This is a genomic window from Streptomyces sp. NPDC031426 (assembly GCF_055581585.1).
In genome coordinates this window covers 324,923-338,907 of record NZ_JBVIJE010000004.1, presented here as the reverse complement: position 1 = coordinate 338,907, position 13,985 = coordinate 324,923, and the positions used below count along the sequence as shown (strand labels likewise).

10 protein-coding genes and 1 pseudogene are annotated in these 13,985 nt (G+C 74.5%); 3 read left to right on the top strand and 8 right to left on the bottom strand.

Annotation, left to right across the window (positions count from 1 at the left end; translation table 11 throughout):
• Positions 1-80: 80 nt before the first annotated feature.
• The 6 genes from ACZ5NH_RS09795 to ACZ5NH_RS09770 all read right to left on the bottom strand — a co-directional run bounded on the left by ACZ5NH_RS09795 (position 81) and on the right by ACZ5NH_RS09770 (position 9,443).
• Positions 81-203, bottom strand: a complete 123-nt coding sequence (locus ACZ5NH_RS09795) for a hypothetical protein (RefSeq protein ID WP_468773970.1) — start codon at positions 201-203, stop codon at positions 81-83.
• A 671-nt stretch (positions 204-874) separates the two neighbouring features.
• Positions 875-1,912 (bottom strand): rod shape-determining protein, encoded by a 1,038-nt coding sequence (locus ACZ5NH_RS09790; RefSeq protein ID WP_388622030.1) that lies wholly within the window; start codon positions 1,910-1,912, stop codon positions 875-877.
• Between the two features lie 163 nt (positions 1,913-2,075).
• Positions 2,076-6,311 carry an SAV_2336 N-terminal domain-related protein gene (locus ACZ5NH_RS09785; protein WP_468773968.1) on the bottom strand — a complete coding sequence of 1,412 codons (4,236 nt, stop codon included), beginning with the start codon at positions 6,309-6,311 and terminating at the stop codon, positions 2,076-2,078.
• Entirely contained in the window at positions 6,301-7,314 is a 1,014-nt protein-coding gene (locus ACZ5NH_RS09780) for an AAA family ATPase (protein WP_388622026.1), read from the bottom strand. Before ACZ5NH_RS09780 ends, ACZ5NH_RS09785 begins: the two co-directional genes overlap by 11 nt.
• Before the next feature lie 24 nt (positions 7,315-7,338).
• The gene (locus ACZ5NH_RS09775; protein WP_468773964.1) at positions 7,339-9,015 is read right to left on the bottom strand and encodes a VMAP-C domain-containing protein; all 1,677 of its coding nucleotides are present in this window, start codon (positions 9,013-9,015) and stop codon (positions 7,339-7,341) included.
• Positions 9,012-9,443: a CU044_2847 family protein gene (locus ACZ5NH_RS09770; RefSeq protein WP_468773962.1), complete on the bottom strand. Its 432-nt coding sequence runs from the start codon at positions 9,441-9,443 to the stop codon at positions 9,012-9,014. Before ACZ5NH_RS09770 ends, ACZ5NH_RS09775 begins: the two co-directional genes overlap by 4 nt.
• A gap of 212 nt (positions 9,444-9,655) precedes the next feature.
• On the opposite strand from ACZ5NH_RS09770, the gene ACZ5NH_RS09765 reads away from it, so the two are divergent.
• From ACZ5NH_RS09765 to ACZ5NH_RS09755, 3 genes and pseudogenes are all read left to right on the top strand, one after another.
• Positions 9,656-9,856, top strand: coding sequence for a hypothetical protein (locus ACZ5NH_RS09765; RefSeq protein ID WP_468773960.1), 201 nt, complete (start codon positions 9,656-9,658; stop codon positions 9,854-9,856).
• Between the two features lie 12 nt (positions 9,857-9,868).
• The gene (locus ACZ5NH_RS09760; RefSeq protein WP_468773958.1) at positions 9,869-10,318 is read left to right on the top strand and encodes a hypothetical protein; all 450 of its coding nucleotides are present in this window, start codon (positions 9,869-9,871) and stop codon (positions 10,316-10,318) included.
• Positions 10,273-11,010 (top strand): annotated as a pseudogene (locus tag ACZ5NH_RS09755) (S8 family serine peptidase); the annotation flags it as partial. The gene ACZ5NH_RS09760 and the pseudogene ACZ5NH_RS09755, both read left to right, overlap by 46 nt.
• A gap of 1 nt (position 11,011) precedes the next feature.
• Here ACZ5NH_RS09755 and ACZ5NH_RS09750 read toward each other — a convergent pair.
• A complete protein-coding gene (locus tag ACZ5NH_RS09750; RefSeq protein WP_468773956.1) occupies positions 11,012-12,355 on the bottom strand; it encodes a carboxyl transferase domain-containing protein in 1,344 nt (447 codons plus the stop codon).
• Positions 12,348-13,835, bottom strand: coding sequence for an acyl-CoA synthetase (locus tag ACZ5NH_RS09745; protein ID WP_468773954.1), 1,488 nt, complete (start codon positions 13,833-13,835; stop codon positions 12,348-12,350). Before ACZ5NH_RS09745 ends, ACZ5NH_RS09750 begins: the two co-directional genes overlap by 8 nt.
• Between the last annotated feature and the right edge of the window lie 150 nt (positions 13,836-13,985).

Genomic DNA, 13,985 nt, shown 5'->3' with positions numbered 1-13,985 from the left:
GGAAGCGGCTGTCCCAAGGGCCCGTCGAACCGACGCAGTCGGCATGCGGTCCGTGCGGGGGTTCACCCGAGCGGTGCGGCCTACAGGTCGTCCGGTAGGAGCCGGAAGGCGGGATGGCCGGTCAGGGGACGGACCATGCGGAAGTGCTGGTCGGTGGTGAGCAGGGCGTCGGTGCGGTAGGCGGCGGCCAGGGCGACGTTCATGGCGTCGGTCCCTCCGGGCCATCGGGGCGCTGCACTGAACCGGCGCTCGCCCGCCACCCTGTTCGCCGACAGCGGTATCCGGGCGGCTGGTTGACCCGTACATGCTTGAACGGCCCCTGTGCCGGGCACCCACCCCCTACCGGCGTCGGCCGCCGGGCCACTTCGGCAGAGGGAGGGCGTCATGGACCGTCGCATCCGGGTACGCGTCATCCGGCGCCCCACCTCCCCGCGTGACCGGGAGATCGACCGCAGGACGCCGTCGGGGCGCATCCTGCCGTACTGACCCCCGGGCCCGTCCGTGCGTCAGGACGCGCGCTGTGCCTCCGTCAACTCCGGTAGCGGATCCGCGCGATGCGCGAGGCCGAGCAGGGTTCGGGGGGAGCAGGGGGATGCCGCGTCCGTGGTCGAGGAGGCGGAGCAGAGCTGCCATCGAGCCGCCGCCGCTGATCCTTGGCCGCGGAACTGGCGCCGGCCGCGACCGGCACGCCGTCCATCCCGGGGGCGGCCGCGTCGGTGGCCGTCGCGGCGCCGGCCGGTACGCCGCGACGAGCCAAGGCGCGCTCAACGGCATCCGCAGGCAGGACCGGCGCTGGGCGTGGTGGTCGCGGTGATCGCCGTGATCGCGGTGCTGCCGGTTTCCCGCTCGGGTGAGTGGGCGAGGGGCGTCGGCCTCAGGCCGCCAGCGGGTTCAGCACCATGGGCTCGATACGGCCCTCCAGCATCATGCCGAGGCCCTGGGCCGCGCAGATGTCGGGCCGCTCGGCGATGTGCACCGGCATCCCGGTGGCCTCCCGCAGCATCTGGTCGAAGCCGGGCAGCAGCGCCGAGCCGCCGACCATCGTGATCCCGCTGTCGGCGAGGTCGGCGACCAGGTCGGGCGGGCACTCGCGCAACACCTTGCCGATGCCGTCGAGCACGGCGGTCAGCGGGGTCTGGATCGCGTCCCGCACGGTGGCGGTGTCGACGTGCACGCTGCGGGCGAGCCCGGTGGCCACGTCCCGGCCGTGGATCTCCGTGGTCTCCGGGCCGTGCGCGGTCAGCCCGTTGCCGGACAGTGCCAGTTGCAGCGGCCGTACCGACTGGCTGGGCAGCATCAGCTCGTGCTCGTGCCGCAGGAGCTGCACGATCGCGTGGTCCACCGCCTCACCGCCCACCGGGATCCGTTCGGCGGTGACGATGGAGCCGAGCGAGAGGACGGCCACCTGGGTGGCGGCCGCCCCGCACACCATGATCATCGTGGCCTCGGGGCGTTCCACCGGCAGCCCGCATCCCACCGCGGCGGCGATCAGCGTGTCCACCAGCTCCACCCTTCTGGCCCCCAGCCCGACCAGCGTCTCGATGGTCGCCCGCTGGGCCAGCGGGTCGGCGTCGTGCGGGGTGCAGGCCGCCGCGCGCAGCCGGAGATTGCGGCGCAGGCTACGGCGCGTCTTGTCGCCGAGCAGTTGCCTCAGCATGCGCTGGGCCATCTCGATGTCGACCACCGTGCCGCCGGAGATGGGCCGGGCGACCCGGATGTACCCCGGCGTCCGTCCCGTCATCTTCTCCGCGAACTCGCCCACGGCTATGAGCGCCCCGGTACGGGTGTTCACTGCGGCGACCGAGGGCTGGTCGACGACGAGGCCGGCGCCCTTCACATACACACGGGTGCGGGCGGCACCCAGGTCGACGGCGAAGTGGCAGCGGCGCAACTGCTCCAGACTGACGGTCACGGCGGATCCTCCGAGTGCACGGGCCTTGGGCGCCCGCCCGGTCGGCGGGTGTCTTCCTCACACTGCATCCTGCGCGCGGGCCGGCGGCGGGCGCCTGCTGGAGGGGGCCGGGCGGGGTGCCGCTGAATGGGGGGTTTCCGGGGCGGTGCGGTGTGTCGCGTGGTCAGGGACCGATCCGGGTGATGCGCAGCTCCCAGCGGACCGTGCAACCGGGTACGTCGTCGGGCCGGACCGGGGCCATTGATATGCGCGACCCCGGCATGGCGTCCGGATGGGTGGCCGCCAGGTGCCGCAGCCGCCCGCGCACGAGTTCCCTGATGAGCTCGGGGAACGACGCGGCGTCCGAGTGCGCCACGGCCTGGAGCGGGTCGCTGACGCGCCAGATCGCCGTGCCGGTGGCCCGGAAGGACGACTCCGTCTCATCCAGCTGCAGGCGGCGCTCGGTGAGGTCGACCTCGAAGTACTCGGTGACCCCCGGGCGCCGGGTGAGGCTGGCTTCCCCTACGTCGGACCGGTGGACGACGGTCCTGGTCTCGCCCGTCCCCTCGGGGAGGACGTCACCGGAGGGCAGCGGGTGAGGGCCGAGGACGGGCGGAAGCGAGTGCGTGCCGTCGAAGAGCAGGCGCTCGAGCAGGCACAGCCGGTACCAACCCGCCGCCGTGCCCCGGCGCAGCGGCTGCAGCCAGGGCGCCAGGTCGGGATCCTCGTCCAGCTCGTCCCGCAGCGTCTGCGGTACGGCCACGATGCCCCGCCGGTCCTCGGCGGCGTCCAGCGTCCTGCGGACGGCCACCGCGTCCGGGGTCTCCGCAAGGCCGTAGTCCGAGACGCAGGAGAAGGTCACCAGCCATCTGCGGCCCCCCAGGTGCACGACCTCTCTCTCGAAGTGCGCCACTGTGGCATGCAGCAGCGGCAGCCCCGGCACGTCCCGCGCCGTCTCCACCGACCAGCCACGGTCCGTCGCGGTCAGCTCGTACGCGTCGGGGGCCAGGCCGCTCGCCGTCAGCAGCCGGGTGACCGCCCGGCCGAGCGCCGCCACGGTGTCCGGGTGCCGGCCGTCGTCGGCGAACTCGAAGGTGGCGATGGTGCGGTACGTGGGCGGCGGCTCGTCGTCGAGGCCGGCGTAGGGATCGTCGTCGTCCTCGTAGGGCTGCTCGTCGTACGGCCCGTCGGGCTCCTCGGCGAGCGGGTCGTCCACGGCGAACAGGCTCTCCGGCACCACGTTCTGCGGCAGCGGTGCCTCCACCGCCGACTCCCGTTCCCGCATCTCGAAGATCGACGGCAGCGACTCCTCGGTGGGGAAGCTGCCCTCCGGCAGGGCGTCCGGCTCCGGGACCGGGTTCTGCGAGAGCGGGGCGGTGTCGAAGTCGTCGGCGGGGGAGTCCTCCGAGGGGGCGTCGTACTCCCCGCGGAGCTCGTGCCCCAGGGCGAGCAGCTCCGGGTTCCGGCCGCCGGAGAGCTCGTAGTCCTCGTACACCTCCAGGGCTTCCTCGGTACGGCCCTGGCGGCGCAGGGCGATCATCAGCAGCCGGCGGAAGTCCTCCCGGGCGGGGTACTGCCGCATCAGGTCGGTAAGTTGTGCGGCGGCGCGTTCGAACTCGCCCATATCCAGGTCGAGTTCGGCCCGCTTGCGGTACAGGGCCAGCCGCAGCCGCAGGAGGCGGGTGCGGGCGGTGCGGGCAGCGGGGCCGGGGACGTCGGCGAGGGGACCGGCGTCGTGCCAGAGGGCCAGTGCCCGGTCCAGGTGGTCCCGTGCCTGCTGGGCGAACCCAGGAGCTTCCAGTTCGGCGGCTGTCCGCTCCAGTTCCTCACATTCGAGCAGGTCCACGCGGTCGGCGCTGGTGTGCAGGGCGTACCCGTCGGGGAGCGTCGCGAGGGCCCCGGGGCCCAGCGCCTCGCGCAGCCCCGACGCCAGGCGGCCCAGGACCGCCATCGCGTCCTTCGGTTCCTCGGCGGGGGTCCACAGTCCGGCCCGCAGCTCGTCGTGGGCCACCTTGCGGCCGTGCCGGAGCAGCAGCATGGCGAGCAGCGCGCGGGCCGGCGGCGGGAGTTCCACCTGGCGACCGGATACGTCGACGGTCACCGGGCCGAGGAGCGAGTAGGACCGTGGCTCGTACGCCCGCCGGGCCTCCTCCAGCATCCGGCCGTCCAGGAGCGTCGTCGTACCCGCGTCCCGGTACAGCGAGGAAAGCAAGCGAGAGAAGGCCTTCGCATAAGGCCGGTGCAGCGGCTCGGGGAGATGGCGCAGCACACTTTCCGCATCGGCATGCGCGTCCCCGGTGGCCAGATGCAGCATCAGCCGTCCCAGTGCCCCCAGGTCCGCGTCCCGCGGCACGTTCGACGGCAGGAACGGCTCGAACAGGGTGAGCTTGACCGTGCCGTCGGGCAGCAGCACCACCCGGGACATGCTGACGGCGCCGTGCCGGACCCAGCGCGGGTGCGCGGCGTCGAGAGCGCGCGCGAGCTGCGCGCCGATGGACACCGTCAGCGGGGCCGGCAGGTGATAGCCGTTCGGTGCGGCCAAGGCGTTCAGCGGGATGCCGTCCAGGTGCTCCATGACGACGTACGGGATGTCGTCCTCGATGCCGAACTCGTGCACGGTCACCACGTTCGGGTGGTCGAGTCCCTTCAGCGCCTTCGTCTCCCGCAGGAACTGCGCGCGCCGCTCCCGGTCGGTGACGGCCTCGTGCAGCCGCACCACCACCGTCCGGTGCTGCTCGGGGTCCTCGGCCAGCCAGAGGGAGCCGCTCGGGCTCATCCGCCGCAGCAGCCGGTAACGGTCGCCCAGCCCCGGCGGCACCGACCGCCCTGCGGATCCGGAGAGCCTGCGCACGCTCTCCGGGCGCACTGTCGCAAACGCCTCCCCCCGCGCCGCCTCCGCCTCGGTGCCGTCCGCCGCCGGTGTCACCGCACGGAACTCTCCCGGTGCCGCGCCCGCCCGCTCCTCGATCAGGCCGCCCGCCCGGGCCAGCAGGTCCGTCACACGGTTGCGGGACGAGCGGGGCAGTCCGCGCAGCAGCAGGTCCCGCACACCGGGGCGGAAGGCGTAGCTGCCCGGTGGTCCGGGGGCCGTGGTCAGCAGGCCGCTGAGGATGACCTCGGCCAGTTGCTGGGGGCGCGGATCGGGTTCGACCGCGCGCTGCACCAGCCGCATCACCGGCAGGTCGGGGCGGCCGACGGCCAGATGGCCGGCCAGGCGCACCGCCTCCGTGGAGGAGGTCTCGCGGAACCGCAGGACCAGTTCCTCCGGGGTGAGCCGGCCGAGGTCGGTACGCGTCTCGGGGGCGGGATGGCTGCCCAGCGGAGCGGCCGCGCCCGGAACCCCGCTGCCGCCGGCCGACGTCAGCAGGGACGCCCAGTTCGCCAGCCACCGCGGACCGGCCTCCAGGACGGGCAGTGGGACCACGCCCCGGCCCGCGAACCGCGCAGGATCGCCGTCGTACGGGGTGAACCCCAGCGCCGATCCCGGAGCGGCCGGGGACGGCGCGGTCAGCAGACCCGGAGCGGCCGGCAGCGCGCTGTCCCGCCACAGGTGCTCGGGCAGCGGCTGTACGACGGCCACGGGCATCCGGCGGCACCAGCGGCGCAGGGTCGCCTCCCACCGGCTGCCCGCCGGGCCGGGTCGCCACTGTGGGCCCATGCAGTCGCTGATCACCAGGGTGACGGTGCGGCCGTCGGCCGGGCCGTGCGCGCCCGCGCCGTGCACCGTGCCCTCGGGCGTCAACCGGACCGGGCTCACCATGCGGAAGACGCCCGACCGGGCCAGCGCCGCCCGCAGTTCGCGGATCAGGGGCAGCCACACGGGCATCGTCGGGCCCGTGTCGTACACCAGGTTGAGGCGCAGCCAGCGCTCCCGGGCGGGGCGCAGCACCGGCAGCCATCCGTCGGGGGACGCACCGAGGCGGGCGATGCGGTCGGCGGTGGCCTGCTCGTCGACGCGGTGGCCGGCCGGGGCGTCGGCGTGCCGTTTGAGCGGGCGCAGTGCGCGTTGCAAGCCCAGGGGATGGCGCAGCATCGGCGGCGCGGGGGCGAGGAGGCCGAGGTACGGGCCGGTGTCGCCCGGCACCGGTGACGGCAGGTGCAGCGGGGCCCGGTGCGCTTCCCGCGGCCCGGTCGGGGCGGGCCGCGGCGGCGGGGTCGGCTGCCGCTCCCCGGGCGGTGTCGCGGGTGGCTGGGGCAGCGGCTCAGGGGCAGCGGGTTGGGCGGGCTCCGGGCCGCTGGTGGAGGTGACGGTCGGCTCCGGATCGGCGGCTGCCGGTTCCGGTTCCAACTGGCGTGCCAGCCAGAGCAGTTCGGCCAGTTCCCGTGGTGTGGGACGTACCCCCCGAGCCGCCCCGGCCAGCGCGTCGGCCAGGCGGGCGAGCGGGTCCGCGGGGACGGGGACGGGGACGTCAGAGCCCATCGGTGTGCCGGCCTTCGCCGAGATACGGCATCAGCTGCGCCGCGAGGTCGTCCAGGGAGTCGGCGGGTAGGTCGGCGGAGCGGGCCAGGTAGATGGCGTTGAGCAGTTGGTCGGTGGCCAGGTCGCCACCACCCACGCGGGACAGGAAGCGGCTGATCAGGGTCTGCGCGTAGGCGTCCGGCTCGTCGTCGAAGTGGGCGCGGACGATGTCCGCAAGCTGCCGGTCGTCCGGCTGCCGCAGCCGCAGCGTCACACAGCGGCGCAGGAACGCGGGCGGGAACTCGCGCTCACCGTTGCTGGTCAGGACGACGAAGGGGAACGCACGGCAGCGGACCCGGCCGCGTTCGACCGGTACGCGGTCGTGGGTGCCGTCGACCATCACCCGTGCCGTCGGGACGTGCCGGGCGGCGCGGACCAGTTCGGGGATCTCGTACTGGCCCTCCTCCAGCACGTTCAGCAGGTCGTTGGGCAGGTCCAGGTCGCTCTTGTCGATCTCGTCGATGAGCAGCGCACGCGGGCGGGCGTAGGGGAGCAGGGCCGTGCCCAGGGGCCCGAGGCGCAGATGGTCCTCCACGCCCGACTCCGGCGTCGGCGTCGACGGGGCCTGGCGGGCGGCGTACAGGCGGGAGAGCGGGTCGTACTGGTAGAGGCCGTCATGCAGGGTGCTGCGGCTGGTGATGTTCCAGCGCAGCACCGGGCCCAGCCGCAGCTCGCGGGCCACCGCGTAGGCCAGCGAGGACTTGCCGGTGCCGGGCGGGCCGGTGACCAGGAGCGGTCGCCGCAGGTACAGGGCGGCGTTGACCAGCTGGACGGTGTCCGGGGTGGCCCGGTACGTCTGCGCGCGGTGGGTGCGGTCCGCCGAGGTGGCCGCGGTGTCGGCGGTGTCGGCGGGCGTGTCCAGCTCGGGGCCGCCGTCGAAGGCCCGCCAGGGCGGGGGAGGCGGCAGCCGGGTGATGCCGTCGTGCGGCTCCTGCGTGCCGGTGTACACGGGCCATAGGGGCATGGGATGCGGTCCCTCTCGGTCGGCTCAGGCCACGGGAGTGTGCAGGCTGGCGGCGGGTTCGGGGAAGCAGCGCGGGTCGTCCCACAGCAGCTGGACCTCCCGTGCCCAGTGCCGCTCGGGCTCCTCCTCCGCCTCGGCCTCCTCCCGCAACTGCTGTATTCGGCGAGGCAGTTCGGCCGGGTGGACACCCGCCACGTGCGGGGCGAGGGCGTCCAGGAATGCCGTACCGGTGCAGGGCGTCGGGTGCGCGGCGGCGCCGGGGCAGCCCTCCCGCGGCCACAGCAGCACCGGAACGGGCATGTTCAGGCCGACGTCGAAGTGCTCGGGTACGGCGGTGGGCGGGGCGGCGAAACCCGCCAGGCCCGCCTCCTGCTCGCGCAGGCGTTTGCGCAGACCCAGGGAGGGGGTGTCGCAGTCCACGCGATGCAGCTCCGGTTTCCCGCCCGTGTCCAGCTTCCGCCACTTCTTGCCGAGCTGGTGGCGCAGCCGGGCGCTGTGGTGCCGGGAGCGGTCGGTGACGACCACCGGATGGGCGCAGCCCAGCGGCGTGGGGTCGTCCGCGCTGCACGCCCAGTGCGCCACCGGCAGGTTCAGCAACTCGCGCGGCAACGCGAAAGCCAGCAACTCATCGGCGTCGAAGGAGAGTTCTGCGAAGGCCCGGTCGATGCTGCGTTGCACGTGGGCCTGCACCTCGGCGCGCGGCAGCCGGACCGTTCCCACGGGCCGCCGGCGTCCGTCGCGGTACGCCGACACCGCGACCGTGACCTGGTCGGGTCCGGCGCCGCTGCGGTCGATCTCGACCAGGATCGGCGCCCAGGCGGCGGAGCCGGCCGGGGCCGGCGCGGCCGCGCCCGGCCCGTCCAGCAGGTCCGTGAGCCGGTCGGCGAAGCGGGTGAGCGCTTCGGCCGGCTCCGCGACCTCCCACTGCACATAGCCGGCCGCCGCCCGCAGCGAGGGGAAGCCGCCCGGCGGCAGGGGCGGACCGAAGTCGCCGACGGCGTCCACGAACAACTGGTCCGGTGAGCAGCGAAGACCGGTGGCCTCGGCCCGCCGCACCAGCTCGTACAGCCGTCGCGCCGGATCCCCTGCGCCCTGATGCGCCGGCACCAGTTCCCCGAGGGCGGGCCAGTGCCGGGCCAGCACCTCGGTGGGCAGCATCCGCGCGACCAGGACGCCGGGCTCGCCCGCCACCTGGGCGACCATGCCGACCACCCGGCCGTCCGGCAGGGCCGCCGCGGCGCCGCTGAAACCGTGCGTCAGCGGCTGTCCGTGCCCGGCCACGGCCTCCAACTGCACCCATTCGCCCGCGATGCGCGTGGCGGACCGCGCCCGGTACCAGGCGAGCTGCCCCTCGTCGTAACCCTCGGGGAAGCCGTACGCCTCCAATGCCAGCTCCGGCAGGGTCCGTTCGGCGTCCAGCGGGGCGAACCGGGCCGGTGTCAGCGGTACGTCCCGGGCCAGTTCGAGGACGGCCAGGTCGCCGGGGTCGGTGGCGCCACCCCGCCAGCCGCCGTGCACGGCCACCGTCGCGGGCAGCCCAACGAGGTCGGGGCGCTGCGGGAACGACACCGTCAGCGTCCCCGGCTCACTGCTCTGCACGACATGCGCGCAGGTCAGCACGGTGGTGGGCGTCACCAGGAAACCCGCGCCGGCCACCGCGCCCGCGCACTCGATGCGGGCGTGCCAGGAAGCACCTCTCATGGCCGTGACGCCGGCTCCGGGCTGCTCACCGACGCGTCCGGCACATCCGACGGGACCGGCGCGTCCGGCACATCCGACGAGACCGACGCCGCCCGCGGCTCCACCGCCGGACGCTCCGCCGACCACCCCAGCCGCACCACCAGCTGCCCCTCCGCCGCGCCCTTGGCGATGACCGCGCCCGCCTCCGCGGTCAGCTTCACGGCGAACTCCAGCTCCACGGAGTCCGGGCGCAGGGCTCCGTCGCGGAAGGTGCGCAGGGCGGAGTGGGCCGCCGCGCGCACGCTGTCCAGGGCGCCCTCGAAGGTGCGCGTGGCCTGGGCGGCCGGTCCGTCACCGCGTGAGACGAGGCGGGTGCCGCCCGCCGGGTCCGCGGTCTCCACGACGACCACGGCACCGTCCTCCGTGGTGAACTCCACCAGCCTGTTCATGACCAGCCCCCGTCCTCTCCCTCATCGGCCAACTCCATTGTCACGGAAGGCGACCGGACCTGTCCGCTCCTCCCGCCGTGCCGGGCACCGGAATTGGCGGGAAGCCGTCACGGCACCTTCCCGCCAGCGCCGCGCAACACCCCTGCACCACAGGGCACATGACACTCGTCCCAGCACGCGACACGCTCGAACCCACACGAGAAGAGGCGTGGATGACCACAGGACCAGTCAGACGCTCGGCGGCCCTGGTGGCGGTGGGGCTGTTGGGTGCCCTGCTGCCGAACGGCCCGGCCGCCGCCGTCCCGCGGACGCCCGTCACCGCCCCGCACTCCCCGGCCCCCGCCACCACGGCCACCACCGTCACCCTCGTCACCGGAGACAAGGTGACCGTCACCGACCTCGGGCACGGGTAGAAGGCGGTCACCGTGCAGCGTCCCAAGGGGGCCACCGGAGCCGTGCGGACGCAGCGGAGCGCCGGCGAGATCAGCGTCGTACCGGACGAGGCGCTGCCGTATCTGCGGGCCGGGACGCCGGACCGGCGGCTGTTCGACGTGAGCGGACTGATCCGGCAGGGGCTGACCGACGCCAGGGCAGCCGCGACCCCGCTGATCGTGACCTACGGCAGGAGCGCGCGGGCCGCGCCCCCGGCCGGGACCGAGCAGACCCGGAGCCTGCCCAGCCTGCGCGGTGCTGCGGTCGAGGCCGGCAAAGGGCGCACCTTCTGGCGCTCGTTCACCCACCGCGACGGCGTCGACAAGGTGTGGCTGGACGGCAGGGTGAAGGCCGGCATGGCCGAGAGCAACGTCCAGATCGGCACCCGGGCGGCCTGCGACGCGGACTGGTGCGGTACGCGGGCGGTTCGCATCCGGTGCTGAACTGGTTCCGGCCCGTGTGGCACCCGTGGCTGGGCACCAGGCTGGACTGGGGGCAGCAACGCGCGCGGAACCAGATCCAGTTGAGCACCCCCGGCTGGGGAGACTCCGGGCCCGACCACACCGGGTTCGGCGACGTGTGGAGCACGGACAGCGGCATGAGCCAGACCACCGCCGTGTACCTCGACGGCACACTCGTCGACAAGGGCAACAGCTCCGCCGCGTACGTCTGGGACGCGCCCGCCGACGAGCACACCTACCAGGTCGTCACCGACACCGCGTTCGACTCGGCGCGCTGGCCGCCGGGCTCGCAGGGGCACTCCGAGTGGACGTTCCGGTCGGCCGCCACCGCGGAGGACCACTGGACCCGTCTGCCGCCGATCAACCTCGCGTACGACATCGAGACCGACCTCGCGGGGACCGTGCGGGGCGGGCAGCGGATTCCGGTGGGGCTCGGGGCGTCGTATGTGGCGCAGGCCGCGGGGACCGGCACCTTGGGTGGGGGCCGGCTGGAGGTGTCGTACGACGACGGCGGCACCTGGACGACCGTCCCGCTCAAGGGCGCAGGCGCCTCCTGGCGCGGCACGCTGACCGTGCCGCGCGGCGCGTCCTCCGTCTCGCTGCGGGCCTCGGCCCACGACGACAAGGGCGGCGCGGTGACGCAGGAGATCCTCCGGGCGGTGGAGGTGAGGTGACCTACGGCTGGGGGTGGTGCGCGATCCCTCTGACCACCCCCAGCTCCACCAGATCCTGCGGCCGGATCCGCAGTTGCTCGGCGGTCGCCTCCACGTCCTCCTCCCGCCGTTTGAGTATGGCGGCCGCGAGCTCCGGGGCGATCACCGAGAAGTAACTGTCCGGCGTGGCCCAGGTGTTGTCCGGAGCGGACAATGCGAGGGCCCCGCCGGAGCCGCCCTCGCCGATGACGAGCGTGGTGATCGGGACCCGGGCGGAGGCCACCGCCGCGAAGGCCTCCGCGATCGCCGCGCCGGCCCCCTGCCGCTCCGCCTCGGCGTCATTGGCCGCGCCCGGAGTGTCCACCAGCGTCAGTACCGGGATGTCGAGCCGGTCGGCGAGCCGGATCAGCCGGGCGGCGGTGCGGTACCCGGCGGGCCGGGTCGCGGTTCCGGTCTGCGCGGCGAACGCGACGGTACGACCGCCCCGCGCACCGAACCCGCACAGCATGCCGCCGGGATCCGTACCCCCGCACCGGTCCCCGCTGATCTCGCGGCGGTGGGTGAAGTAGGCATCCAGGTAGGCCCGTGCGCGCGGGCGTTCGGGGGAGCGTGCCCGGCGGACGGCCGCCCAGCCGGTGGCGGGCAGGTCCGGGGTGCCGAGAGCCGCCGGCGCGGGGGCTTCCTGGGCGGGGGTGGTGAGCAGCCGGAGCCACTGTCCCAGCGTCTCCCGCAGCTCCTCGGGCCGTACCACCGCGTCCGCCGCCCCGACCGCCACCTGACCCTCGGCGGTGTAGGCCGCAGGGTCGGCGTCCGCGGGCCGGACCCGGGAGCCGGCGAAGCCCACCTGGGCGCCCGGCAGGGCCAGGACGACGTCCGCACCGGCGCCGAGCGTGGCCCAGCCGCCGCCGGTCGTCGGGTCCCGCAGCACCGCGATCTGCGGCAGGCCCGCCTCCCGGGTGAGCACGGACTGCCGGGCCACGCGCTGGAGTTGGCTCAGCGCGAGCATGCCCTCCTGCATCCGGCTGCCACCGGTCGCGATCAACGGCACGACCGGCAGCCGGTGCGCGCGGGCATGGGCGTACGCCGCCTCCAGCCGGTCTCCGGTGCGCTCGCCGAGCGAGCCGCCCAGGAAGCCGAACTCGAAGGCGATCAGCACGGCCGGGGTGCCGTTGACGCTCGCGGTGCCGCAGACGACCGACTCCTGCTCGCCGGTGCGTTCGGCGGCACGGGCGCGCGAGGCGTCGTAGCCCTGCCAGCCGAGGGGGCCGTCCGGCTTCGACCTCCCCGTCGGATGGGCGAGTTCGCCGAAGCTGTCCGGGTCCGCGACCAGGGTCAGGACCTCCCGGGCCGAGCGGCGCTCAGCCATCGGCCAGCGCCCGCTTCATGATCTTGCCCATGTCGTTGCGGGGGAGCGCGTCCAGGTAGCGGACCACGCGGGGGCGCTTGTGCGGGGCGAGGCGACGGGCCACGTGGTCGGCCAACTCCTCGGCTGCGGGCGGCGCCCCCGGGTCCGCCGGGACGATCCAGGCGACGATCCGCTCGCCCAGGTCCGCGTCGGGCTCGCCGGTGACGGCCGCCTCCCGCACGCCCGGGTGTTCCAGCAGCGCGTTCTCGATCTCACCGGCCCCGATCTTGTACCCGCCGCTCTTGATCAGGTCCGTGGCCTTGCGCCCGACGATCCGCACATAGCCGTCGGGCTCGCGGACGGCCATGTCACCGGTGCGGAAGAACCCGTCGGCGGTGAACGCGGCGGCCGTGGCGTCGGGGCGGTTCAGATACTCGGTGAACAGGTTCGGCCCGCGCACCTGGATCTCGCCGACGCTCTCCCCGTCGTACGCGGTGATCGGCGTCCCGTCCTCCTCCACGAGCCGCAGCTCGACACCGGGCAGCGGCACGCCCACGGTGCCGGCGCGCGGCTCGCCGTCGGCCCGCACGCTGGTGTTCATCAGGGTCTCCGTCATGCCGTACCGCTCGATCACCCGCCGACCCGTCGCCGCCGCGATCCGTTCGTGGTCGTGCACGGGCAGCGCGGCCGAGCCGGAGACCAGCAGCCGGGCCCGGGTGAGCGCCTTGGCCAGCTCGGGGTCCTCGGGCAGGGCCTCGGCGATGCGGTGGTACATCGTCGGCACCCCGAACAGCATGGTCGCGCCGGCGTTCAGCTCCCGTGTCACGCCCTCGGTGCCGAACCGCCCCAGGTGCCGCACGCTGCCGCCGCGCCGCAGCGGGCCGAGGATGCCCAGCACGAGCCCGTGCACATGGAACAGCGGCAGCCCGTGCACCAGCACATCCGCCTCCGTCCACTGCCAGGCGTCGGCGAGCGAGTCCAGGGTGGTGGCGAGGGCCCGGCGGGGCAGGACGGCACCCTTGGGCGGGCCGGTGGTGCCGGAGGTGTAGACGATCAGCGCCGGGTCCTCGTCGGTGGCGGTGTCCTCGGGTACGGCGCCGGACGCGGCGGACGCGTCGACGTCGATGCGCTCCAACGCACCCAATGCGGCGGGGAGTCGGTCGCCCGGGGCGGCCAGCACCAGCTTCGGTGCGCTGTCGGAGAGGATGTGCGCGAGTTCCTTCTCGCCCGACTTCGGGTTCAGCGGCACCGCGGCCGCCCCGGCGAGCAGCACGCCCGTCACGGCGACGGCGGTCTCCAGCTCCGGCGTGGCCCACACGGCCACCCGGCCGGCACCGCGCAGCCGGGCGGCGAGCGCACCGGCGGCCCCGGCCAGCTCGCCGTACGTCAACGACCGTTCGCTGAACCGCAGGGCGATCCTCCCCCAGACTTCGTCCGGGGGGACCCCCATCTCGCTGCGCTCGCCCGGACCGCCCGCCAGAGCGGGGAAGAGGGAGGACACGCGGCGCACTCCTAACTGTCGGTCGACCGTCGCCACCTTCCTACACCAAGAGCCTGCTCCCGACGACCGCGCGGCTGTGACGGCGCCCACCACAGCCGGCCGCACGGTGCCGCCGCCGTTGCGGGCGCAGCGGCACCCTGCCGGCGAGGG

Excerpts from the sequence above, each read along its gene's own strand:
- ACZ5NH_RS09795 (WP_468773970.1), bottom strand. The coding sequence starts at position 203 with ATGAACGTCGCCCTGGCCGCCGCCTACCGCACCGACGCCCTGCTCACC.
- ACZ5NH_RS09785 (WP_468773968.1), bottom strand. The coding sequence starts at position 6,311 with ATGGGCTCTGACGTCCCCGTCCCCGTCCCCGCGGACCCGCTCGCCCGC.
- ACZ5NH_RS09780 (WP_388622026.1), bottom strand. The coding sequence starts at position 7,314 with ATGCCCCTATGGCCCGTGTACACCGGCACGCAGGAGCCGCACGACGGC.
- ACZ5NH_RS09775 (WP_468773964.1), bottom strand. The coding sequence starts at position 9,015 with ATGAGAGGTGCTTCCTGGCACGCCCGCATCGAGTGCGCGGGCGCGGTG.
- ACZ5NH_RS09770 (WP_468773962.1), bottom strand. The coding sequence starts at position 9,443 with ATGAACAGGCTGGTGGAGTTCACCACGGAGGACGGTGCCGTGGTCGTC.
- ACZ5NH_RS09765 (WP_468773960.1), top strand. The coding sequence starts at position 9,656 with ATGACCACAGGACCAGTCAGACGCTCGGCGGCCCTGGTGGCGGTGGGG.
- ACZ5NH_RS09750 (WP_468773956.1), bottom strand. The coding sequence starts at position 12,355 with ATGGCTGAGCGCCGCTCGGCCCGGGAGGTCCTGACCCTGGTCGCGGAC.